This window comes from Acidaminococcus sp. BV3L6, from assembly GCF_000468835.1.
GTDB lineage: Bacteria > Bacillota > Negativicutes > Acidaminococcales > Acidaminococcaceae > Acidaminococcus > Acidaminococcus intestini.
This window is the reverse complement of the sequence record NZ_AWUR01000005.1, coordinates 1-23902: the sequence shown is the minus strand read 5'-3', so window position 1 is coordinate 23902 and position 23902 is coordinate 1. Positions and strand designations below refer to the sequence as shown.

General features: G+C 50.8%; 21 protein-coding genes and 1 tRNA gene. 16 read left to right on the top strand and 6 right to left on the bottom strand.

All coding sequences use genetic code 11. The features are described from left to right. Positions 1 to 6 precede the first annotated feature (6 nt). The 5 genes from HMPREF1246_RS00840 to HMPREF1246_RS00815 all read right to left on the bottom strand — a co-directional run bounded on the left by HMPREF1246_RS00840 (position 7) and on the right by HMPREF1246_RS00815 (position 3673). Positions 7 to 528: a hypothetical protein gene (locus HMPREF1246_RS00840; RefSeq protein ID WP_021736412.1), complete on the bottom strand. Its 522-nt coding sequence runs from the start codon at positions 526 to 528 to the stop codon at positions 7 to 9. Between the two features lie 140 nt (positions 529 to 668). Next, on the bottom strand, positions 669 to 2090 hold the full coding sequence (gene hydG, locus HMPREF1246_RS00835; RefSeq protein ID WP_021736420.1) for a [FeFe] hydrogenase H-cluster radical SAM maturase HydG: 1422 nt from the start codon (positions 2088 to 2090) through the stop codon (positions 669 to 671). 312 nt (positions 2091 to 2402) lie between these two features. Beyond that, a complete protein-coding gene (locus tag HMPREF1246_RS00825) occupies positions 2403 to 3185 on the bottom strand; it encodes a ZIP family metal transporter (protein ID WP_009016021.1) in 783 nt (260 codons plus the stop codon). Positions 3186 to 3188: 3 nt separating this feature from the next. Beyond that, a complete protein-coding gene (locus HMPREF1246_RS00820; RefSeq protein ID WP_009016022.1) occupies positions 3189 to 3449 on the bottom strand; it encodes a heavy-metal-associated domain-containing protein in 261 nt (86 codons plus the stop codon). 147 nt (positions 3450 to 3596) lie between these two features. Next, a tRNA-Arg gene (locus tag HMPREF1246_RS00815) sits at positions 3597 to 3673 on the bottom strand. Between the two features lie 271 nt (positions 3674 to 3944). Between HMPREF1246_RS00815 and obgE the strand changes: the two genes are divergently transcribed. The 12 genes from obgE to HMPREF1246_RS00760 all read left to right on the top strand — a co-directional run bounded on the left by obgE (position 3945) and on the right by HMPREF1246_RS00760 (position 16265). Then, positions 3945 to 5225, top strand: a complete 1281-nt coding sequence (gene obgE / locus HMPREF1246_RS00810; RefSeq protein ID WP_009016023.1) for a GTPase ObgE — start codon at positions 3945 to 3947, stop codon at positions 5223 to 5225. Between the two features lie 50 nt (positions 5226 to 5275). After that, positions 5276 to 6400, top strand: coding sequence for a glutamate 5-kinase (gene proB, locus HMPREF1246_RS00805; RefSeq protein WP_009016024.1), 1125 nt, complete (start codon positions 5276 to 5278; stop codon positions 6398 to 6400). Between the two features lie 12 nt (positions 6401 to 6412). After that, entirely contained in the window at positions 6413 to 7669 is a 1257-nt protein-coding gene (locus HMPREF1246_RS00800; RefSeq protein WP_009016025.1) for a glutamate-5-semialdehyde dehydrogenase, read from the top strand. A 150-nt stretch (positions 7670 to 7819) separates the two neighbouring features. Beyond that, positions 7820 to 8884 carry an efflux RND transporter periplasmic adaptor subunit gene (locus HMPREF1246_RS00795; RefSeq protein ID WP_016459970.1) on the top strand — a complete coding sequence of 355 codons (1065 nt, stop codon included), beginning with the start codon at positions 7820 to 7822 and terminating at the stop codon, positions 8882 to 8884. 21 nt (positions 8885 to 8905) lie between these two features. Next, positions 8906 to 9589, top strand: a complete 684-nt coding sequence (locus HMPREF1246_RS00790; protein WP_009016027.1) for an ABC transporter ATP-binding protein — start codon at positions 8906 to 8908, stop codon at positions 9587 to 9589. A gap of 1 nt (position 9590) precedes the next feature. Next, positions 9591 to 10805: an ABC transporter permease gene (locus HMPREF1246_RS00785; RefSeq protein ID WP_014128076.1), complete on the top strand. Its 1215-nt coding sequence runs from the start codon at positions 9591 to 9593 to the stop codon at positions 10803 to 10805. Then, positions 10798 to 10962 (top strand): hypothetical protein, encoded by a 165-nt coding sequence (locus tag HMPREF1246_RS10455; RefSeq protein WP_155883599.1) that lies wholly within the window; start codon positions 10798 to 10800, stop codon positions 10960 to 10962. The genes HMPREF1246_RS00785 and HMPREF1246_RS10455 overlap by 8 nt, the downstream gene beginning before the upstream one ends. Positions 10963 to 11265: 303 nt before the next feature. Further along, entirely contained in the window at positions 11266 to 12033 is a 768-nt protein-coding gene (locus HMPREF1246_RS00780; protein ID WP_009016029.1) for a LamB/YcsF family protein, read from the top strand. Between the two features lie 69 nt (positions 12034 to 12102). After that, on the top strand, positions 12103 to 13290 hold the full coding sequence (locus tag HMPREF1246_RS00775) for an NRAMP family divalent metal transporter (protein WP_009016030.1): 1188 nt from the start codon (positions 12103 to 12105) through the stop codon (positions 13288 to 13290). Positions 13291 to 13302: 12 nt separating this feature from the next. Next, positions 13303 to 14076, top strand: coding sequence for a 5-oxoprolinase subunit PxpB (gene pxpB, locus HMPREF1246_RS00770; protein WP_014128078.1), 774 nt, complete (start codon positions 13303 to 13305; stop codon positions 14074 to 14076). Further along, positions 14073 to 15152 (top strand): biotin-dependent carboxyltransferase family protein, encoded by a 1080-nt coding sequence (locus tag HMPREF1246_RS00765; protein WP_021736410.1) that lies wholly within the window; start codon positions 14073 to 14075, stop codon positions 15150 to 15152. The genes pxpB and HMPREF1246_RS00765 overlap by 4 nt, the downstream gene beginning before the upstream one ends. A 3-nt stretch (positions 15153 to 15155) precedes the next feature. Then, positions 15156 to 16265, top strand: coding sequence for a M20 family metallopeptidase (locus HMPREF1246_RS00760; protein ID WP_009016032.1), 1110 nt, complete (start codon positions 15156 to 15158; stop codon positions 16263 to 16265). Between the two features lie 447 nt (positions 16266 to 16712). Here HMPREF1246_RS00760 and HMPREF1246_RS00755 read toward each other — a convergent pair whose 3' ends face one another. Next, the gene (locus HMPREF1246_RS00755; protein WP_009016033.1) at positions 16713 to 18263 is read right to left on the bottom strand and encodes an AbgT family transporter; all 1551 of its coding nucleotides are present in this window, start codon (positions 18261 to 18263) and stop codon (positions 16713 to 16715) included. A gap of 373 nt (positions 18264 to 18636) precedes the next feature. On the opposite strand from HMPREF1246_RS00755, the gene HMPREF1246_RS00750 reads away from it, so the two are divergent. The 4 genes from HMPREF1246_RS00750 (at position 18637) to HMPREF1246_RS00735 (ending at position 23881) form a co-directional block, all read left to right on the top strand. Continuing rightward, entirely contained in the window at positions 18637 to 19122 is a 486-nt protein-coding gene (locus HMPREF1246_RS00750) for an 8-oxo-dGTP diphosphatase (RefSeq protein WP_016459971.1), read from the top strand. Then, positions 19106 to 20164, top strand: coding sequence for an A/G-specific adenine glycosylase (gene mutY, locus HMPREF1246_RS00745; protein ID WP_014128080.1), 1059 nt, complete (start codon positions 19106 to 19108; stop codon positions 20162 to 20164). The genes HMPREF1246_RS00750 and mutY overlap by 17 nt, the downstream gene beginning before the upstream one ends. A 99-nt stretch (positions 20165 to 20263) precedes the next feature. After that, complete coding sequence (ftsH, locus tag HMPREF1246_RS00740) at positions 20264 to 22141, top strand: ATP-dependent zinc metalloprotease FtsH (protein WP_021736419.1); 1878 nt, start codon at positions 20264 to 20266, stop codon at positions 22139 to 22141. 144 nt (positions 22142 to 22285) lie between these two features. Beyond that, the gene (locus HMPREF1246_RS00735; protein ID WP_009016037.1) at positions 22286 to 23881 is read left to right on the top strand and encodes a hypothetical protein; all 1596 of its coding nucleotides are present in this window, start codon (positions 22286 to 22288) and stop codon (positions 23879 to 23881) included. Positions 23882 to 23902: the final 21 nt, after the last annotated feature.

The window sequence follows — 23902 nt, the reverse complement described above, 5'->3', positions numbered from 1 at the left end:
TTTGACTTATTTGTAGGTCAGTTCCTGATAGCCAATGTAGCAGGTTGCCGGGTTCAGCAGGGCTTCTCCCGTAAAGGCATCGGTTTCAAAGGTGGCTTTGTAGACAACAAAGGGGGTGCCATCCTTATCATCGGTTTTTTTCGTGACGACGATGTTGCGGGCGTCAGCATAACGAGCCTTGATGGCTTCCTTGACGTCTTCTTCCGTCTTCGAAACGGTGACACTGCCAGGATAGTTGGAGCTCTTGACTTCGACTTCCTTGACTTTCTGGGTGGCTCGATCGACTTCGACTTCATAGCGTTCCAAGGTGTCAGGATCCAGGAATTCCAGCTCGAATTCATTGTCATCAGTCTTGGCACTGACAAGTTTGGCCGCTGCAGGAACGACTTTCTGGGCGTTTGTTACAGCCGTCTGTTTGGCTGCAATCGTAGTAGAAACGCCAGCAGCAAAGGCGGGGACGGTGCCAGCAAAGGTACCGGAAAGAACAGCAGCAACAGCCGCGGTTACAGCATATTTTTTCATGTTCATGGATATACACTCCTCTCAAATCACATATAATTATTATACGATAAGAAAGATGAAGGAACTATGAAAAGCTGAGAATTTCACGAATTTGACGCAAAGACAACGAAAACAAGAAATTATTATGTAATATTTATTACAAAATATTAGAAGCGGAAATCTCTTTCCCCGTGAATGATTTTATCTAGGTAAGCTTGGCAGGTACTCCGAACCTGGGGATTGGGAATCTTATCCAGCTCCTTTGCAATGACGTCTTCTCCCTTTTTGCGAGTATCATCCGAGGCGTAGTCTACAAGATACTCTTTCAGCGTAAGGAGGGCATTTGGCTGGCAGCAGTTGGAGATTTCCCCTGTCTTGGCAAGGGACATGAAGCGATCTCCTGTTCGACCGGCTCGGTAGCAGGCCGTACAGAAGCTCGGGATGTACCCGTCCGTCAGGAGCCAGTTGATGACTTCATCCAAAGTTCGATTGTCGTTCACTTCAAACTGGGCAGAATCTTCTTCCTCTTCTTCGGCATAACCGCCGACACTCGTACGGGAAGCCCCGCTGATCTGGGAAACCCCGACTTCGATGACGGAAGCACGGGTTTTGGCAGATTCACGGGTCGATATGATGATACCTGTATAGGGAACCGTGATACGAAGGATGGCAATGATTTTTTTGAAGAGGTCATCGGAAATGGAGTTGGGGAACGCATCCACGGAAATATCATCAGCCGGACGAATGCGGGGAACGCTGATGGTGTGGGGGCCAACACCGAAGACGGCTTCTAGGTGTTCCTTATGCATGAGAAGGCCGGCAAAGTCATACCGATAGTTGTTGAGTCCATAAAGGACACCGACTCCAACGTCGTCAATCCCCCCTGTCATGGCACGGTCCATGGCTTCCGTGTGATAAGCATAGTCATGCTTGGGTCCATGGGGATGCAGGAGTTCGTAATTTTTCCGATGGTAGGTTTCCTGGAAGAGGATATAGGTGCCAATGCCTGCTTCTTTGAGCTTACGGTAATTTTCCACGGTTGTCGCGGCGATGTTGACATTGACGCGGCGAATAGCCCCGTTTTTATGTTTGATACTGTAAATAGTATGGATACTTTCAAGGACGTATTCAATCGGATTGTTGACAGGGTCCTCGCCTGTTTCAAGGGCCAGGCGCTTGTGCCCCATATCCTGCAGGGCCGTCACTTCCCGGACAATTTCTTCCTGCGTCAGTTTCTTCCGGGCGATGTGTTGGTTCTTGGCATGATAGGGACAGTAGACACACCCATTGATACAGTAGTTTGAAAGATAAAGGGGCGCAAATAGGACGATGCGCTGACCATAGATCTTATCCTTGATCTTACGGGCAAGGTCATAGATGGCTTCCGTCACGTCCGAGTCCTCGCTCTTAAGGAGCACGGAGGCTTCCCGATGGCTCAGGCCTTTCAGGTGGCTGGCTTTTTCAACAAGGGACAGGCAGAATTCCTTGTCTTGACTCTTTTCGTCAGCATAGGCGAGGGTTTCCATGATTTCCTCGTGGTTAATGAATTCATCAGCTTTCGAGGAGGCGGGGTTGTAGGGAATGGTCATAGTGGATGATTCTCTCCTTTGGATGGTTGATTTCCCAAACAGTGGTGTGGGCACAAAAAAAGCATGCCAAAAAGGCATGCAAACAGAATCGGTCCATTCACTGCCTTAGTACTTGGGGGTCCTTGTACGCAGGGAGTTTTTGTTATTTTACTGCAAAAATAAAAGTTATGCAACAAAAAGAGGTTGTGAAAAATGAACGGTGCACTTTTTACAGCCTCTTTTTTTACGGCATTGTTTCCATTCTTAAGCAGTGGGGGCACGTAATGGCAGCGAATCGGATTGATTTTTGCTCCGAGTAAGAAAAGAGGATTATCAGGACAAGGCGACGTCAAGGACCATCATGACGGAAAATCCTAAGGAAAAGCATAGGACACCAATGTCAGAGTGGTGGCCTTGGCTCATTTCCGGAATGAGCTCTTCGACGACGACATAGAGCATGGCACCGGCGGCAAAGCTCAAGAAATAAGGCATGAGAGGAATGATCTGCGTGGCAAAGTAAATGGTTAGAACCGCGCCGATGGGTTCAACAATGCCCGAGAGGATACCGTAGAAAGCCGCTTTTTTAAGGCTCCAGCCTCGTTCGTAAAGGGGCATGGAAATGATGGCCCCTTCCGGTACGTTCTGGATGGCAATCCCGAGGGAAAGGGCGAGGGCCGCGGACAGGGAAATGAGGGAATTGCCGCTTGCATAACCGGCGTAGACGACACCAACCGCCATTCCTTCCGGAATGTTGTGAATCGTGACGGCAAGGAGCATGAGGAGAGTCTTATCGAGTTTTGTCACAGGGCCTTCCGGTTCCGTACTCATCTGGTGCAGATGGGGGATGGCATGATCTAGGATAAGAAGAAAGAAGACCCCAATCCAAAAGCCAATGAAGCTTGGCAGAAAGGCCCAGCGGCCGAGGGCTTGTGAAAATTCCAGAGCCGGTGCGAGAAGGCTCCAGAAAGAAGCCGCCGTCATGACCCCGGCCGCAAATCCCGTGAGCGCCCGGTTTACTTTTTCGCTGAGTCCTTTTTTCAGGAAAAAAACGAAGCAGGCGCCGAGGCTTGTTCCCATAAAGGGGATGATGACGCCCCAGAAAACAGAACCATTCATGGCTTAGCCAAAAAGGCGGGAGAAGAAGCCTTTCTTTTCATAAGGCTCGGTCTTCATGCCTTTATAGGTGTAGCCTGTCTCATCAATGGCCTTTTTGATCACGGCTTCCTCGACAGGGGTTTCTGTCACAAAAGTGGCTTCTTTCTTGGAACGGGAAGCTGATACGTGGGCGGCATGGGGGAAAGCGTGCCGAATCGTATCGGCAATATGGGCTTCGCACATCCCACAGGACATGCCTTCAATATGGATGATGTTTTTTACCATAAGGGTCACTCCTTCTTTAGATTGCAAGAAAAGTTAGTTATACCTAACAAGAGTATAGTATAGCCAGCCTGCCCCTTTTGTCAATTGGGAACCTTCGAAAAGGACAATAAAAAACCGTGGAACGTCTGTTCCACGGCTGAATTCAATTGGTGGCCCCGGAGTGATTCGAACACTCGACCTTTTGGTTCGTAGCCAAACGCTCTATCCAGCTGAGCTACGGAGTCATAACCGAACAGTCATTATTGTACTCGATGGTCTTATTTTTGTCAACGCTTTTTTTAAAATATTTTCCTGGGTCAGTATTCCCTTGCAAAGGGTTCCCTGTTTTTTATCGGCAAGCCGTTTTCTTGGCCTTTTGTTTCTTTTGTTACTTGCTATGCGCCTAGGCCCGTATTTCATAGGGAAAAGGGGCTCCTCGTGGTAATTTTACTGGCTTTATTGTATAATAAAACCCTACATTTCCATTATTTTTATGTTTTTAGGAAGGATACAATCATGTTATTTACGGATAAAGCTAGGATCTATGTAGAAGCAGGAAGCGGCGGCGACGGAGCTTCCAGTTTTCGGCGTGAGAAATTTGTCGCTCACGGCGGTCCTGACGGCGGTAACGGCGGACGCGGTGGGAGTGTTTATCTGGTAGCCTATAAGGATCTCAATACCCTTGTTGATTTTCGCTATAAACGAAAATTTGTTGCTTCCCGCGGCGGCAATGGTTCGGCCAAAAACTGCACAGGTCCCAAGGCTCCCGATGTGGAAGTCAAGGTACCGATGGGCACTGTTGTCATTGATGATGCAACGGGGGTCGTCTTGGCGGACCTTTCCCACGAAGGGGACCGTTTCCTTGCTGCTAAGGGCGGACGCGGCGGTAAAGGCAATGCCTGCTATGTGACAAGTACCAAACAGGGCGTGACCTTCGCGGAAAAAGGTGAGCCGGGGACTAAAGGTTGGCTGCGCCTAGAGCTGAAACTATTGGCCGATGTCGGTATGGTGGGCTATCCCAGTGTGGGCAAATCAAGCATTGTTGCCCGTGTTTCAGCGGCACGACCAGAGGTTGCGGCCTATCATTTTACGACGCTGACTCCTGTCCTTGGCGTGGTGCGCCTTGATGAGGAAAACTCATTTGTCCTTGCCGATCTGCCTGGACTTATTGATGGGGCCAGCAAAGGGGTCGGTCTGGGGCATGACTTCCTGCGTCATATCGAACGGACGCGGGTCATCCTTCATATTGTCGATACAAGCGGCAGTGAAGGACGTGACCCTGTGGAAGATTTCAAGAAAATCAATGAGGAATTGGCCCTTTACAGTGACAAACTGGTCAAACGGCCCCAACTTGTCGTTGCCAATAAGATGGATTTGCCTGGAGCAGAAGAAAATTATCCTGCCTTGGAAAAATATGTTACGGAAAAGGGCTATCCCATCATGAAAGCATCAGCTGCAACGGGTGATGGATTGCGTACCGTCATGTATAAGGCTTTTGAAATGCTTCAAAAGGCCCCGCGGGACGAGGAGATGCTGGAAGTGGGGCACCTCAAGGAAGTGGATCCCGATTCATTTGAGATCCTTACGGATGCAGAGGACGCTGATTTTGAAGTCAAGGGCAAGAACATTGAGCGCCTTGTGGCCATGACCAATTTTGATAACGAAGAAGCGGTGTACCGGTTCCAGCTCATCTGGCGCCGTCTCGGCATTGAAAAGGCCCTGAAGGAAAAGGGCATTGAAGAAGGACAGTCAGTCAAGATCGGTGACATGATCTTTGAGTTTGAGGATCGTTACTGAGGGTCCCCAACGCAGGTATCCCAAAGGAGTAGGAATAGGAAGGTGAGCAGATGGAAAGGGAAAAACTGGCAAAGGCAAAACGGATTGTCATCAAGGTAGGTTCGAGTACCATTACCTACCCCAATGGCAAGGTCAATTACGAAAAGATTGAAAAGCTGGCAAGGATTATGGCGGATCTGCAGAACAGCGGCCATGAAATGATCCTTGTTTCCAGCGGTGCCGGTGCTGTTGGCGTTGGCCGCCTAAAATTTGAGGGAAAGCCCAAGGACATGCCAGGTAAACAGGCCTGCGCCGCCGTGGGACAGGGTATTTTGATGCATATTTATGAGCGGCTTTTTGCCGAGTATGGCCAGACCGTGGCCCAGGTCCTCCTGACCCGTGCGGACACGCTTGACCGCCATCATTATGCCAATTCCCGCAATACCTTCCAAAAACTGCTTGAATGGGGCGTCATTCCGGTTGTCAATGAAAACGACGTTGTCGCTATTGATGAGTTCAAGATTGGTGACAATGACAATCTTTCCGCCTTGGTAGCCGGAATCGTCGACGCTGATGTCGATATCCTTCTTTCTGATGTGGACGGTCTTTATACTGCCAATCCTCAGAGCCATCCTGATGCCCGCCTCATTTCGGAGGTGCCCGAAATCACTCCGGAACTGGAAGCCATGGCCGGCGGTGCTGGTTCCAAGAATGGGACTGGCGGGATGATTACGAAAATTCAAGCGGCAAAGGTCGCTAATTCTTCGGGGATTGCCCTTGTCATTGCTTCCGGGGAAGACCCGGAGGTGCTGCGCCAGATCCTTCGGGGAGATGCCGTGGGGACCCTTTTTGTTCCCCATATTTCTCATCTCCAGGCCCGGAAACAGTGGCTGGCTTTTGGCGCTAAGGTGGAGGGTGCGCTCATTGTCGATGCTGGCCTTGAAAAGGCCCTCAAGCAAAAAGGCAGCTGCAGCATTCTTCCGGTCGGCATCAAGGCTGTCAGAGGGGACTTTGAAAGCGGCGTGACTGTTAGCGTGGCTGATGAAAAGGGACATGAACTGGCTCGGGGACTTGTAAACTACGATGCCCAGGAGATCCGTAAGATCCTTGGGAAAAAGACGGGCGATGTGGAATCAGTTCTGGGCTATATCCATACGGATGAAGTCATCCACCGAGATAATCTCGTCATCATGTAAGGAGGCGTGACCGTGTACGAACAGGGAATGGTCCGGATGCAGGCTGAAGGAGCAAAAGAGGCTTCTGTTACTCTTGGCCTTTTGTGTGCGGATGTAAAAAATAAGATCCTTCTTGCCATGGCTGAAGGACTCATGGCAGAAGAAAGGGCAATCCTTGCTGCCAATGCCACTGATATGGAAAATGGACGTCAAGGCGGGCTTAAGGATTCCTTCCTGGATCGGCTGCTGCTCACGCATGAGCGGCTGGCCCAGATGGCCGAAGGCATTCGGCAGGTTGCAGACCTTGAGGACCCCGTGGGAAAAGTCCTGAGCGGACGGACGCTTTCCAATGGCCTTACAATCACAAAGGTTACCGTCCCTCTGGGACTGATTGGCATCATTTATGAAGCTCGCCCCAATGTGACGGCCGATGCCATCGCACTCTGCGTGAAAAGCGGTAATGCCGTGATCTTGAAGGGGGGCCGGGAAGCCCTCCATTCCAATAAGGCTGTAAGCGATGCCCTCATTGCAGCAGGCCGCAAGGCCGGTCTTCCCGAAGGCGCCGTCCAGTTTATCAATATTCCAGAGCGGGAAGCGGTCACGGAACTGATCCATCTCGACGGTCTTGTCGATGTGGTCATTCCCCGCGGCGGTGCAGGACTTATCCGCACGGTTGTAAGCGGCGCCTCGGTGCCTGTTATCGAAACCGGATCCGGTGTCTGCCATACTTATGTGGATAAAAAGGCCGATGTGGCTATGGCCGTTTCCATTGCCCTCAATGCCAAGGTCAATCGGCCCAGTACATGCAATTCCATGGAAACGCTTCTTGTCCATAAGGAAATTGCGGATGCCTTTATGCCGGCTATGGTGAAAGCTTATCAAAAGGCTCATGTGACGATGATTGGTGATGATCGGGCCTTGGCTTATGAAAAAGGCATGATTCCTGCTACCGATGAAGATTGGGCCACGGAATACAATGACCTTCGCCTGAGCATCCGTATCGTTGATTCCATGGAAGAAGCGGTTGCCCATATTCGCCGCTATGGAACGGGGCACTCTGAAGCCATTGTGACAGACGATTACGAAACAGCCCGCCGCTTCCAGCAAGTGGTTGATGCGGCCTGCGTCTACGTGAATGCATCGACACGGTTTACGGACGGGTTCCAATTCGGGTTTGGCGCGGAAATCGGCATCAGTACGCAGAAACTCCATGCCCGCGGCCCTATGGCCCTGCCGGAGCTGACGACAACCAAATACCTGATTTGTGGAAATGGACAGATCCGTTCGTAACGGAATCTTTTACAATCCTTCATGATTTCTTCATGAAGGATTGTTATCATAAACCCAGTATGTGGAGTGGGGAGCAGGACCTTTTTCCTGCCGGGAGGAGCCTTGGTCCAAGGGTTCCTTCCGCTTACAGTAAATGAGGTGGGGAATAACGTGGATTTTTTGAAGAAACATCGTATCCTTGTCGGCTGTTTGGCCGTTCTTTTGGCAGCCGCGGCAGCTGGCGGCCTCTGGTACAAGGACAAGAAAGCCAAAGAGGCTTTGGCACAGATCCGTACGGACACGGTGAGCCGGGAAACAGTACGCCAGACTGTTTCGGCTACAGGCGCACTGAGTGCCCAAGACAATGTTGAAATCAACTCGAAGATTACGGGTCGTATCGTTGCGGTCTATGTCAAGGAAAATCAGCATGTTACGGCAGGACAGCCGCTCTTGAAACTTGATGATACGTCCCTGATGAAGACCCAGGTGATGAAAGAAGCTACTCTGTCAGACCGGGAAGCCACTTATCGGCGGGATGCGCAGCTTCTCGAGGAAGGCGCCATTTCCCAGAGCGTCTTTGATACGGCCAAGGCCAATTATGATTATGCCAAGGCAGACTATGAACAGGCTGTTTCAAATACCAACGATACGATCATTACGTCCCCGATTGACGGGTATGTCATTGGCAAACCGACTCCTGTAGGACAGACGGTATCGCCCGGTGTTTCGACGCCGCAGGTCATCATGAATGTAGCGACCTTGGATAAGATGCAGATTGAGCTCATGGTCGATGAATCCGATATTGGCCAGATCAAGGACGGCCAGACAGTTGAGTTTACCGTTGATGCCTATCCTGATGAAACGTTTAAGGGAATCATTTCCCTCATCAGCCGAAGTGCGACGACAACTAACAATGTCAATTACTATACTTGCTATGTCGATGTTGACAATGTGGACAACAAGCTCCTTCCGACCATGACGGCACGGGCCAATGTCATCATCGGGGAAGTGGATGATGCCCTTTCCATTTCTTCCAAATGCCTCTTTACCAGCGGGGACAGAAAGTATGTGAAGGTCCTTGATCGGGCGTCGGGCACAGCACGGGAAGTGGACGTCAAGGTCCTTATGCAGGGTGAAGACCGGATTGCGGTGAGCGGTGACCTTGAGGAGGGCGATGAACTTGAAGTCAAGACTGTGACCGTTAAGACGCAGCAGCGCGGAGGTCCTCCCATTTGATGAAGGGAGGAAAGCGAATCCATGAACGTCATTGAACTAAAGGATATTGTAAAAAGTTATGCGATGGGGGATACGACGGTTTATGCCCTGAACCATCTTACTGTCAGTTTCGAAAAGGGTAAATTTACTTCCATCGTAGGGCCTTCAGGAAGCGGGAAGTCGACGTTGATGAATGTCTTGGGCTGTCTTGACCGCCCGACATCGGGGGAGTATATCCTCGAAGGTAAGAATATTGCCCGTTATACAGATGATGAACTGGCCCATACGCGCAATGCCCGCATTGGCTTTGTGTTCCAGAGCTTCAATCTCCTGTCCCGCCTGTCGGCTGTAGACAATGTGGCTCTTCCCCTGATCTACGCTGGGGTCGATCTCAAGGAGAGGACCGAGCGGGCCGAGAAGGCCCTTACTGAAGTGGGGCTCGGCGCGCGGCTTTACCATAAACCCAATGAGATGAGCGGTGGGCAGCGTCAGCGTGTCGCCATTGCGCGGGCGCTCATCAATGACCCGGCTATCATCATGGCCGATGAACCGACAGGAAACCTTGATACCAAATCAACCTTGGAAATCATAGATATCTTTGAAAAATTGAACCATATGGGCAAGACCGTCATCATGGTTACTCATGAACCGGAACTGGCTGATATGACGCAGCGCATCCTGACCATCCGGGATGGGAAGCTCATCAAGGATGAACGGAGGGAATGATATGCTGAAGGAATGCATCAAGATGGCCTTCGAAGGCATGCTTTCCAATAAGCTCCGGACTTTTCTTACCATGCTGGGCATCATCATCGGTGTCGGTGCTGTCATTGCCATGGTTTCCTTGGGCCTTGGGATGCAGGAAAAAGTCAAGGAAAACATCTCCAGTATGGGAAGTAACCTGCTCATTGTCATGAGCGGCGGACGTACCGCCAATGGACAGCGGATTGCCAGCGGCAGCGGGGCACATTTGACGTATGATGATGCTAAGGCCATTGAAAAGAATGTCGATGGCATCAAATACGTGGCGCCTGGCGTACAAAGCAGCTACCAGCTTGTTGCGGGAAACCAAAACTGGAATACGCAGGTCCAGGGCATGACGCCTAATATCATTGACATCCGGAACTATACCATCAAGACAGGCCGTATGTATACGGAAAAAGAACTGACGAGCCGTGACAGGGTTTGTGTTATAGGACAGACGGTTGCAGACAATCTATTCCCCGAAGGAGATCCTGTAGGGAAAACTGTCCGTATCAATAAAGCCCCTTTTAGGGTTGTTGGTGTCCTAAACAGCAAAGGACAATCCTCTATGGGGCAGGATCAGGATGATGTGGTCTTTGTTCCCCTTACTACGGCTATGCAGCGGCTGATGGGCATTACTTATATCCGAAATATCACGATCCAGTGCGAGAATGAAAATACGATTGAACAGGTCCAATCCGATGTAGTCACGCTGCTGCGGCAACGCCACAAGATCCGTACGGGCGAAGACGATGACTTTAGTGTTCGGAATCTGGCAGAAATCATCAAGACCGCTCAGGAAACGACGGGGTCCATCACCTTGCTTTTGGCTATCATTGCGGCCATCAGTCTTCTTGTCGGCGGCATCGGTATTATGAACATCATGCTTGTTTCCGTAACGGAACGGACGCGGGAAATCGGTATCCGCAAGGCCCTTGGGGCGACCTACCATGATATCTTGCTGCAGTTCCTCGTTGAATCCATGGTCATTGGTGTCACGGGCGGAACGACGGGCATGATCCTAGGCACAATTGTTTCTGTCATTGCCGCGCGGATCATTGGCTGGCCGATTGTCATTTCGGTCCTTGCAACCATTATTTCAGTCGTCTTTTCTGTTGGAATTGGTCTTTTCTTTGGGCTTTATCCTGCCAAGAAAGCGGCTCTTCTTGATCCGATTGACGCGCTTCGTTATGAATAAGAGAGAATCAATCCTTATGGAAAAAGCCCGCGGTTTCTGGGCTTTTCTCCACACACCAAAGACCCGTTTTGATTTAAAGGATCGCGGCAAAGCTTTTTGTTATTTTGTAATCCTTGCAGTCATTTATTATTTTATTGTCCGTTTATTGGGATACTGAATCCGCTCTTGCAAGCGCGGGTAGATAAAACCCTTTTCGCGTTGCCTGTGGGAAAGGTGAAAAAACCCCCGATGAATTGTATAAAAATTGACAGTTTTATGAATCCATTCCTTTCGGGGAATGGATTTTTTTGAATTAGTAGGCAAAAGAATCGGCGATACCGTATAATAAAGAAGTCGATTTAGAACAGTTCCGTATTAGTGTGGTAAAACAAATGGTGCGAAAAAAATTTCGCAGGGAGAGGACCACTTTTAAAGGGACTGTCCGAGCGGTTAGGTTGTTATTTTTGGGAGGTGCAGTTACATGAAGGTTGATTTGAACTCTGATCTTGGTGAAAGTTTTGGCGCGTATACGATTGGTATGGATAAAGAGGTCATCCCCCTGGTCACAAGTGCCAATATTGCTTGTGGTTTTCATGCCGGCGATCCGGCGGTCATGCAGAAAACCATTGCCCTTGCCCACGAAAACCGGATTGGATTAGGGGCTCATCCCGGTTATCCCGACCTTGTCGGCTTCGGCCGTAGGACCATGGCCGTCAGTCCTAAGGACGTTTATGCCATGGTGGTCTATCAAGTGGGTGCCCTGGCTGCTTTTGCCAAGGCGGCTGGTGGACGGCTGCAGCATGTCAAACCCCATGGAGCCATGTACAATATGGCGGCCAAGGATGCTGCCCTAGCAGAAGCCATTGCCCAGGCTGTCTATGATGTCGATAAGGACCTGATCCTTTTTGCCCAGCCAGGAACGGAAAGTATCAAGGCGGCAGAAAAGATTGGCCTTCTTACGGCTGCGGAAGTCTTTGCTGACCGAAGCTACCAGGAAGACGGCACACTGACGCCTCGGTCCAAACCCGGTGCAATGATTACCGATGAAGACGCGTCCATCGCCCAGGTGCTTTCCATGGTCCTTGACCACAAGGTGACCTGCCTGTCCGGTAAGGTCATTCCCATCAAGGCTGACTCTATCTGCGTACATGGTGATGGCCCGAAGGCTCTTCTCTTTGTGCAGAAGATTCGTAAGGCCCTTGCGGAAAAAGGTGTGGAGATTGCCCCCGCTGGTTCGTTTTTGCGGTAAGGTTGGGGCCATGGGTCCTTCCTGATTCGATCCTTGCTTTTGAATATTAGCTGAAAAGGAGCAACCAATATGAAAGAATCCAACCTCAGCGTCCTTTTGGGCGCCGCCTTTCTCATGGCAACCAGTGCTATTGGACCGGGGTTTCTCACGCAGACAACGGTCTTTACAAGCCAGCTCAAAGGGAGCTTTGGCTTTGTCATCCTCGTCACTATCATCATCCATGCGATTACCCAGCTCAATGTGTGGCGCATCATCGCCGTTTCCAAAAAACCAGGTCAGGATATTGCCAACGCAGTCCTGCCGGGTCTTGGCTACTTCGTTTCGGCCCTTGTCGTTGCCGGCGGACTTGCCTTCAACATCGGCAATATTGGCGGTGCCGGTCTCGGTATGAATGTTCTTTTTGGGATTTCCCCTGTTGCTGGTGCTCTCATCAGTACGGTTATTGCCGTTTTTATTTTCCTTAACAAGGAAGCGGGGCGCCTTATGGACCGCTTTGCCCAGATTGTCGGAGGCTTGATGGTGCTCCTTACGATCTATGTGGCGTTTACGAGCCACCCGCCCATTGGGCTTGCCCTTTCCAATACCTTCATGCCGGAAAAAATTGACGTCATGAGTATTATAACCCTTGTTGGCGGCAGTGTTGGCGGCTATATCACCTTTGCCGGCGGTCACCGTCTTCTTGACGCGGGGATTTCCGGTGAAGAAAACTTGGACCAGGTCAACCGCAGCTCCCTCATGGGCATTGGAATCACGAGCCTTATGCGTATCCTGCTCTTTTTAGCTGCTTTGGGCGTCATTGCCCAAGGACTGACTCTTGATCCAAAGAACCCACCTGCTTCTGTATTCCAGCTGGCAGTGGGAGATGTGGGCTACAAGATCTTTGGGATTGTCATGTGGTCAGCGGCCATTACGTCCGTTGTAGGCTGCGCCTATACGTCTGTGTCCTTTATTCGGACCTTCAGCCCTGTCCTTGAAAAATACCATCGTTATCTCATCATTGCTTTTATCATTTTTTCGTCCTTCATCTTCTCGTTTATTGGTCGCCCGGTCACGGTCCTTGTTGTGGTTGGCGCACTCAATGGACTGATCCTTCCAATTGTGCTGGGCGCCCTGCTCCTTGCGGCCCGAAAAAAATCCATTGTGGGAAGCTACCAGCATTCTTCATTCCTGTTCTATGCTGGTTGGGGCGTTTTCCTGGTCATGCTCTACATGGCAGGACAGACCGTCATGAAGATGCTGCCAAAATTGTTGGGCTAAGGAGGAAACTTCATGGAATACGATGCGAAAGAACTTGTTTGTCATCCCCGTTTCCAACCTATTGGGGAGGCCGCGTTCATGGTCAGTTTTGGCGATGCCATCCATCCTGAGATCCTGCGCTGCGCCAGTGCCCTTGTAGAGGCCTTAAAGGATCATCCCTTTCCGGGACTTCGGGAAGTGGAAGCATCCTATACGGGAGTCACGGTCTTTTATGATCCCTTGATTCTATCGCGCACAAGTCATCTTGCCGAAGACAGCCGCCTTTCCAAGGGTTACCGCGAAGCCAAGGCTTGTGTGGAGGCGCTTTTGAAGGATCTGCGCTTTGGCGAAGCATCGGTGCGGGAAAAGGTCCGCGTTCCTGTCTGCTACGGTGGTGAATATGGGCCTGACCTGGAATATGTAGCCGAGTACCATAAGATGACGCCGGAAGAAGTGGTTTCCATCCACACCAGTGGGGATTACCTCGTCTATATGATTGGCTTTGCTCCGGGCTTTCCTTATGTAGGCGGCTTGCCCCCAGAAATTGCAACACCACGGCGGGATACACCGCGTCTTGTCATCCCTGCTGGCTCCGTAGGGATTGCGGGCTCCCAGACGGGGGCGTATCCCTTTGAAACGCCGGGCGGTTGGCAGCTCATTGGTCGTACCCCGTTGGATCTCTTCCGTCCCTACGACTTGGCTCATCCGAGCATGCTTGAAGCGGGGGACCGCATTGAGTTTTATTCCATTACGCCGGAAGAATATAAGGAACTTAAGGAGAAAGAGGAAGGAGGCCGGCCACAATGAGAATCCTCGTTAAAAAAGGCGGACCCCTGACGACCCTCCAGGACCTGGGACGCTACGGCTATCAAAAATTTGGTGTTCTTGTCAGTGGGGCCATGGATGATGTATCCTTGCGCCTTTCCAATCTGCTCGTCCAGAACGATCCTGGTGAAGGGGCTTTGGAAATGACCATGAGCGGGCCTGTTCTGGTACTGCCGGCAGGGCTGGTTTTTGCCCTGACCGGTGCCGATATGAAAGCGACCTTGGGCGGTAAGCCTGTGCCCCGTTATCGTCCTATCTATGTCCGTAAGGAGGCCATCCTGACCTTTGGCTTTGCCCAGACCGGCAGCCGGGCCTACCTCTCCGTTGCAGGCGGGTTTGACGTGCCTCAGGTCATGGAAAGCAAGAGTACCTATCTGCGGGCTAAAATCGGCGGAGTCAAGGGCCGTCCCATCGATAAAGGGGATGAACTTCCTATCGGAACCATTGGTCCTCATCAAGCAGCGTTTGTGGGAAGAATGGAACGCAGCGCCAAGGAAGGAGATTCCTTTGTCACGGTTCCCTGGTCCATTGATGGCAGCTTTGTCTTTGCTAAAGGCCCCATCCGCATCATGGAAGGGCTCCAATACGATTGGTTCACAGAGGAAAGCCAGCGCACCTTTGTGACGGAACCCTATACCATTACGATGCAGGCAGACCGCATGGGATATCGCCTCGAAGGTGTGAAGCTCACCTTTAGGGAAAAACGGGACCTTATTTCTGAACCGGTCACCTTTGGTGCCATTCAGGTTCCGGCTGACGGCAATCCCATCATCCTTATGGCGGATCGGCAGACGACAGGCGGCTATGCCAAGATTGGTCAGGTGGCCTTGGTGGATTTGCCGCGTCTTGCTCAGATGAGGCCGGGTGATAAGATCTGCTTTGCATGGACCACCCTGACCGAGGCAGAAAAAAGCTATGCCAAGCAGGAAACTTATCTGGCGGCACTTAAGGACTCCCTTGCGGCAACCTTGCAGAAAAAAATTAACTTGAAGGGGAACCCCGCTGCGGCTGGGCTCCCTTTTCAAGTCTTTGTCTTTTTAATTTCCACAGGAGGGTAGCTCATGAATGAAACTATCTTTTTAGAAGAACTCAAGGAACTTGTAGCCTTGGAATCGTTCAGTCGGGATGCGGTTGGTACGGGTAAGGTAGCGGCGTGGATCAAAAAACGTCTGGATGCGGCAGCTTGGCGGACCAAACTGATTTCTGTCGGTAAGGAAGTGGGGCCTATCTTGCGTGCGGAATGGGGCAAAGGCAAGACCTATGATGTGCTCTTATTAGGTCATATGGACACGGTCTTTCCGGCGGGCACTGCCGTGGAGCGGCCTTTTTCCACGGAGGGGGATGATTTTAAAGGACCTGGTGCTTCGGACATGAAATGCGGCGACCTCTTCATGGTCCATTTGGCAGAAGACCTGGCCCGAGAGAAAAGCTCCGGCCATGTCCTCCTTCTTTTCACGCCGGATGAAGAAATCAGCTCTGTTTATTCCCGTCCTGTCATTGAAGGGGAAGCCAGAAAGGCGAAGGCCGTTCTCATCATGGAGTCAGCGCGCCCCAATGGGGATCTTGTCAAGGAACGGAAGGGCATCAGCAAGTACCGACTTATCTTTGAGGGGATTGCAGCCCATGCCGGCGTCAATCCCGATCAAGGGGCCAGCGCTGTTCATGAATGTATGCGCTGGGGCCAGCAGATTGTTGGCCTTGCCAATCCCCAAAAAGGAACAACCGTCAATATTGGCACCATTATGGGAGGAACCGCTGCTAACGTGGTCGCGGACCACTGCGAATGCGTCATTGACGCACGCGTCAAGGATGAGGCAGAAGGGCATCGCATCGATGAAGCGCTTCGTGCCTGGGCCAAGACGCCTTTTGATGACCGCGTCAAAGTTATGGTCGAGGGGGGAATGAAACGACCGCCCATGAACCCTTCGGAAAAAACAGAGGCCCTCTGCCGGAAAGCGGAAGAAGCCGCAAAAAAGGTGGGCCTCTCTTTTGGTTGGACCAAATCCGGCGGAGGCAGTGACGGCAACCTTACCGCTGCCCTTGGAATTTCCACGATCGACGGATTGGGACCCATTGGCGGCAAGGCGCATTCCGTGGATGAATATGGAAAGATCAGCAGCATCATGCCGCGTTATGCTTTTGTTAAAGCGCTCATTGACAGCCTTCTTTGAGAAAAGACGGTCGTAATCTGTATGGGTCTGAGAAAAGGCCCTTGTTTTCGCCTTTTGTTCTCATAGGTCCTAGATGAAGGGGCCCTGTCCGGCCCCTTGTTCTTGATTTCCTGTTGATTATGCCTTGAAAATGGAATGTGATGGCCTTCGGTCTGCCCCTTTGCCCATTAAATGGGGACGGTGGATCAACTGGCGACAAGGAATATACAGCGCCGATAAAACAAAGTGAGGGTAAAGGCTGGGGGAATATCCATGCATCTGTTTTTCTTTGGCTGTTTAGAAGACGCGCTGATTGTCTTTTGGAAAAATACGAAAAACCGCTGCAGCATAAGCCACAGCGGTTTTTTGCGTTTCTTTCGTCCCTTTTCTCCCAGCAGAGGCAGGGACCCTATCGGGTATTCGATGGTTTTGAAACAAGATGAGACAGGATCAGGGAATAAACCGTGCTTAGAGGAACAGACCGGCCCCCGGCCCAACTGGCAGGCCTGCCATCATCCAAAGAGCCATCATGATGGTCCAGAAGCAGAGAAAGCTCATGGAATAAGGCAGCATCATGGAAGTGAGGGTCCCAAGTCCGGCATCTTCTTCATATTTATTCATGAAGACGACAATCATGGCAAAATAGGACATGAGGGGAGTAATGATATTGGTGGAAGAGTCCCCAATGCGGTAGGCAACCTGTGTCAGGGCAGGGGAAAGACCGAGCCGATACATCATGGGAACGAAGATGGGGGCCATGATGGCCCATTTTGCCGATGCAGACCCCATAAAGAGGTTAAGGAAGGCGGACAGGAAAATGAAGAGAATAATGAGTGGGAGCCCTGTAAGGCCTGCTGCTTCAAGCGCATCGGCACCTTTGAAGGAAACAATGAGGCCCAGGTTGGTTTTCCCGAAGTAGGCAATGAACTGGGAGGCGAAGAAAGCAAGAACCATGTATCCGCCCATGGATTTCATGGCTTCCGTCATAGCGGCAACAAGGTCATGTGAGGTGCGGAGTTTGCCCGTCGTCCAGCCGTAGGCAGCGCCCGGGATGAGGAAGAGAAGCAGGATGGCTGGAATGAGTCCGTCATGAAGGAAGGCTTTGAGGGTCAGGACCCCATCTGGTTCAGGACTGCGGAAAAGGGCATTGGCTGGGAACATCAGGAGTCCCATAATCAGGACGTAAATGATAAGAGCGATGGTGGCATTGCGGAGAGCTTTGTTTTCAAGGTCTGTGACAGGGGCGTTGTCCGGTCTGTATTTACCGGTGTAGGTGCCCAGGTTCGGTTCGACAATCTTATCCGTCACGATGGTTCCTATAAGGGTCAGGACGAAAGTCGAAGCAGCCAGAAAGTACCAGTTGCAGGTTGGGTCAAGGGTCATATCAATTCCCGCTGCCTTGAGGGCTTGGTTGGTAATGCCGGTCAGGAGGGGATCCGTCGTGCCGATGAGAAGGTTTGCAGAAAAGCCGCCCGATACGCCGGCAAAAGCGGCTGCCATCCCTGCCAGCGGATGCCGTCCGGCCATGGCAAAGATCAAGGCGCCAATGGGAATAACGATGATATAACCTGCATCAGAGGCAATGTTGGACATGATCCCGGCAAAAAGCACAATGGGGGTGAGGAACTTCGGGTTAGCGTTCATGAGAAGCTTTTTCAGGGATGTATTGAAGAGTCCCGTCCATTCAGCAACACCGACACCGAGCATGGCTACAAGGACTGTTCCCAAAGGGGCAAATCCGGTAAAGTTCTTGGTTGCAGAGTTGAACATGTAGCGCAGTCCATCCGGGGTGAGCAGGGACACGGCTTTTTTGGTGACTTCGGCCTTGGCACGGGCGTCAAAATAGGTGACGGAGACGCCTTGGGCAGCAACAAAATGGGATATGATGACGACGATGACCGCTAAAAGCAGAAAGAGCATGGCAGGATGGGGCAATTTATTGCCGATGATTTCAACTCCTTTTAAAAAGCCGCTGATCTCTTTCTTGTTCTGTGTGTTCATTTTTTCTTTTTCAGACATTTTTTCTCTCCTTGGGTACATGTGGAACAAGGGTCCATAAGAGGATTTCCTTGTTCTGAAATGTGAATCTGGATGATGATATGAGCATGATAGGCACGTTGTTCCAAGTGATGAGACAATTCCCCTCTGTCTCAAGAACCTCCTTTCCGTAAGTTTTGTATCAGTTCCAACCTTATTTTACCAAAAACTTAATAATATGAATAGTACAAAAATAAAAAACCTAAAAATAATAAGGTAATGAGGTTTTATACTGGGAAAAATTTTACGTAAAATGAAGGCGGAACCGGCAAAGGCACCTAAACTGTGGTATGATAGAAGAAAGCGAAAAATCATTCCATTCGATAATTATTCAAAGGTGAAGGGGGCAGCAAATATGCGTGATACTTCCTTGGTTTTCCCCCTGGATGGACAGGGCAGGATCCTCTTGGGCCGCAAGAAACGGGGTATGGGCTATGGTAAATGGAACGGCTTTGGCGGCAAGATGGAAATCGGCGAATCCATGCGGGAATGTGCCCTGCGGGAACTATTTGAGGAATGCGGTCTTTTTGCCGAGGAAAAGGACCTGATCCTCGTGGCAGACCTATATTTTGATCAGCCGTCTGATGGGAATTGGTCCCATGGGGGCATGGTCTATGTACTCAAGAAATTTACCGGTACTATTGAAGCCAGCGACGAAATGGAACCTCGCTGGTTTTCCTTGGAAGACCTGCCTTATGAGGACATGTGGGAAGCGGATAAAACGTGGATTCCCTTGATTCTTCAGAATAAACAGGTTCGGGGCACCATTGCTTTTGCTGAAGATGGCAGCACGGTCCTTGATGCCGTTTTCCGGGAGGTTCATCTTGACAGTCGAAAATGAGTGGGTTCCCGCCCTTTTGCATTGGTTCGATGAGACCAAACGAGACCTTCCTTGGCGAGCCAATCATCCTCGTGATCCCTACCATGTGTGGGTCTCGGAAATCATGCTCCAACAGACGCGGACGGAAACCGTAAAGGATTATTATGTTCGCTGGATGGCCGCTTTTCCTACCGTAAGCGCTTTGGCGCAGGCGTCTGAAGAGGAGGTCCTCAAATTATGGCAGGGCCTGGGCTATTATTCTAGGGCTAGAAACCTCCATAAAGCGGCAAGGGAAATCGTCCTCCAATATCATGGAATTTTTCCCGATACGCTGGAGGCGGTGCGTGCCCTGCCCGGCATCGGTGACTATACGGCAGGTGCCATTTTATCCATGGCCTTTGGACACGCTGTCCCCGCCGTGGATGGCAACCTGTTGCGGGTAATGGCCCGTCTTTTTGGGATCTCGGATGATATCCTTTCCCTTAAGGGCAAACGAATCATAGGACGAATCGCTCAAACCGTCATTCCTCAAGACCGGCCGGGAGACTTCAATGAAGCATTGATGGACCTTGGTGCCACGATTTGTATTCCCCACGTCCCGCGCTGCGGATCTTGTCCTCTTAAAGATTTCTGTACCGCATTCCTGGAAAATCGGACCAGCGAGCTGCCAGTCCGCAAAAAGAAAAAGGCACCGACCATTTATGAAGTGACAAGTCTTTTCATCCGTAAGCAAGGAGCCCTGCTTCTTCATAAAAGACCGGAAACAGGTCTCCTTGCTTCCTTATGGGAGCTTCCGACCTTCCTCGGCAAGACGGAAAAGGAAAGCCGAAAGGAAGCGGAACGGATGCTTGGAACAGTTGAAGGAAAGATCATCTGGACCCATCGTCATGTCTTTACCCATCAAATTTGGCAGATGACGGTCTACTTAGGAACGATTCCCTGCAGCTTGCCCGATCCCTCTTATGTGTGGGTCGATGAAGGGACCCTCGGGACCTTGCCCCTTTGTGGACCCGCAGAAAAATGTCTTGCTGCTTGCCTTCCAGGAGTCATACTTACGCGGTGAACTGCAAAGTACCCTTATGGGGTATACAAGTGCGGATTCATATGATATAATACGTCTTAATCCATGATATTATTTTTTTAGAATAAGAAGGTGATCACTATGAATGATTCTCCTCATCAAGATCATTCCAAACGTGTCTTTTATTATTACCTTGCGGCCATCCTCATCATTCTCGTCATCAATACGATCATTACGCCCATGTTCTTTAAACCTCGCGTCCAGGAAGTTACTTATACCAACTTCCTGAAGATGGTTGATGAAGGCAAGGCTTCCAAAGTAGAAATCAATCAGAACCGCATCGCCCTTCTGTGCAACAAGGATGGTAAAGATGAAATCTTTGTCACGGGCCGCGTTGAGGATCCAGAACTTGTCAATCGTTTGGTCAAGGCTAATGTGGAGTTTTCCCAGGTTATCCCTCGGGAGGATTCGCCGTTGACCAAATTTTTCAACAACTGGATTTTCCCCTTCCTGCTCTTTATGGGCATTGGTCAGCTGATCATGCGGTTTTTGGGCCCTAAACTGGGCGGCGGCAATATGATGAGCTTTGGTAAGAGCAATGCCAAGGTCTATATTGAAGCCCAGACGGGAAAGACGTTCAAGGATGTAGCGGGTCAAGACGAGGCGAAGGAAGCCCTTCAGGAAATCGTGTCCTTCCTGCATGACCCATCCCGCTACCAGGCCATTGGGGCAACCATGCCGAAGGGCGTGCTTCTTGTAGGCCCTCCCGGTACGGGTAAGACTCTTCTTGCCAAGGCTGTTGCCGGCGAGGCCAAGGTTCCCTTCTTCTCTATTTCCGGTTCAGAATTCATTGAGATGTTCGTTGGTATGGGGGCAGCTCGTGTCCGCGACCTCTTTAAACAAGCTCAGGAAAAGGCTCCGTGCATTGTCTTTATCGATGAAATCGATGCCATTGGCAAAAAGCGTGATAATGGCGCCTTTGGCAGCAACGACGAACGGGAACAGACCCTGAACCAGCTCCTTTCTGAAATGGACGGTTTTGACGGCAGCAAGGGCGTCATTATCCTTGCCGCGACCAACCGTCCGGAAGTCCTTGATAAGGCCCTCCTGCGGCCGGGCCGTTTTGACCGCCGTGTGCCCGTGGAACTGCCGGACCTTAAGGGAAGGGAAGCCATTTTGAAGGTTCATTCCCATGATGTGCGGATTTCCCCTAATGTGGATTATCATACGGTTGCCCTTGCTACAAGCGGTGCTTCCGGTGCGGAACTTGCCAATATCGTCAACGAAGCTGCCCTTCGCGCCGTTCGTATGGGCCGTACGGAAGTCATCCAAGAGGATCTTGAAGAATCTGTGGAAGTGGTCATTGCCGGGGCCCAGAGAAAGGGTGCCGTGATTTCAGAGAAGGAAAAGCAGCTCATTGCCTATCATGAAATTGGCCATGCCCTTGTGGCTGCAAGTCAGACCGCATCGGCACCGGTCCATAAGATCACCATTATTCCCCGGACGAGCGGTGCCTTGGGGTATACTATGCAGGTTGACACAGAGGAAAAGGTCCTTATGACGAAAGAGGAACTCTTCAACAAGATTGTTACCTTGACAGGGGGACGATCTGCTGAAGAAGTTGTCTTCAACAAGGTCACGAGCGGTGCGTCCAATGATATTGAACAGGCAACAAAACTTGCTCGGGCCATGATTACCCGGTTTGGCATGACCAGCGACTTTGATATGGTCGCCCTTGAAACCGTGAATAATGCCTACCTGAGTGGTGATACCTCCCTTGCCTGCGCGCCGGAAACGGCCGCCCGCATTGATGAAGCTGTCTTTTCAGTTGTCAAGGAGGCCCACCAGAAGGCCCGGACTATCCTTGAGACCCATAGACAGAAGCTGGATGAACTTGCCCAGTATCTTTTGAAGAAGGAAACCATTACGGGCGATGAATTCATGGCCATCCTGAAAGGAACGGACCCAGCCTCTGCTGCAGCCGAACAAGTTCCCAACAGCCCCCAAGAAGGGGCGTGAAAAAATAAGCTGGCCCTGCCCTGCAAGGGACGGGGCTTTTTTTCTCAAACGACGCCTTCTGACAAACGGGGACAAGTGTGATATAATAAGCGAACTACCCTACGGAAAGCCGAGGGAATCCTCCGATTAAAAGAAGGGAACACTATGGAATTTTGGAAGGAAGAGAGCAGTCTCTACCAAATCATAAAAGATCACCTTGATCAGGAAGGGTATTTTGATCCCGACCTCATTGAAGATCAAAATTTTGTCGACACGTATGCGGTCCTGTTTCGGGAACCGGGAACAAGCGACTCTTACATGGCCAGCATGCCCGACCGACCTCAGGAAGAGGTGGGCTCTGTTATCGCCGGAGCCCTTGCGGCGTATGCGAAAAATCCCGACTCCAAGGCTGAAAAGGAGCTCTATGCTTCCATCTCGAGCGTTCCATTTATTATCTATAATGATTACCTTGTCGACCTGTTGTCCACGCAGGAAATCCCTGACGCCCTTTGGAACCTTTGCCATCGCTGGCTCTATCATGCCTTTGCCCCGGAGGTCCTGAAACTTGCCATTACCGTGACCGGTCTTCATCTCTTGAACGAGGAGAACCTGAACGAAGTGGAACGCCTCCACAAGGATCTCATGCTTCTTGCCCGCTGTGAGGAACTGACAAGCTTTGTGGTCTATGCCCTGGAACTGGGGCATCTCCTTGAAAATGAGGACCTGTGGGAGATCTTGACCCATACGCGGGGCTGGGGTCGGGTCTGTGCTATGTCGACCTATGATTTTATTACGCCGGAAGAAAAACATTGGCTTCTCCTCCATGGCTGTGATCTCACGGTTGATTATCCTGCAGTGGCTCTTCTTGTCATCGAGAAAAGCAATTTTCTCGAAATGCTTGAAAAAGAACGGATGGATGATGAAACCTTTGATGCCGTGCTTCACACCATGGTTGATTATCTCGATTTTTTAGTCAATTTTGAAGCACAGCCAGTGGAAGGCGGGGTGGATAAGGTCCTCGAACTGCCGCCTCTTTCCTATAGCCACGTTCTGGAACGGCTTCTTGAACACGCTAGGCAGCATCAGACGACCCTCGAACAAGTGGCAGGTCTCATGAGCCTTCGGGAAGAACTGCAGGAAATGATCGATCATGAAAATTGGGATTATCTCAGCATGAATCAGTGCCATCTTTATGTGGGGACCTTGGACGGTGTTGTTATGGGACGGGACTGGAAGAAGATCCTTCCCAAGGAAATCCTCTCAAAAGATGGATCCGTCAATATCCTGCCTCTGCAGCTGGCAGATATCCTGGGCATAGACATCCATACCCAGGTATGGAACCTGCTTAAGAAAGATCCCATGCGAACCCTCCTTTATCCCTATTTGCTCCAGTCGGGCAGCAAGGCACGTCTTGAAAAGGTCACGGATTTTGCTATGCTTCATCTGGATGCATATCTTCAGGATGAACGGCTTGTCATTCCTCTTCTGCGAGGGCTTATGAGTGTTCCCCCTTGGGGCGGGGACATTATTGCCGAGTGCTTGAGCTCCCTCCACGAAGGAGCCCGCAGCGTGGCTGTGGAGGTCCTTGAGGCTTGGCCCGATAAGAAGTGGAACGGGAAATTGCAAATGGCGCTTGTCAGGGCGCGGGAACTGACAACGCAGCCCATTCTTCGGATGCGGATTGACGAGCTGCTCAACCACAAGACCCTGGAATTTGAGGATTTTGTCAATTATATGAAAGACCAGAAAGGGCTGGAATGAAAAAACGGTGCCGTAAGCACC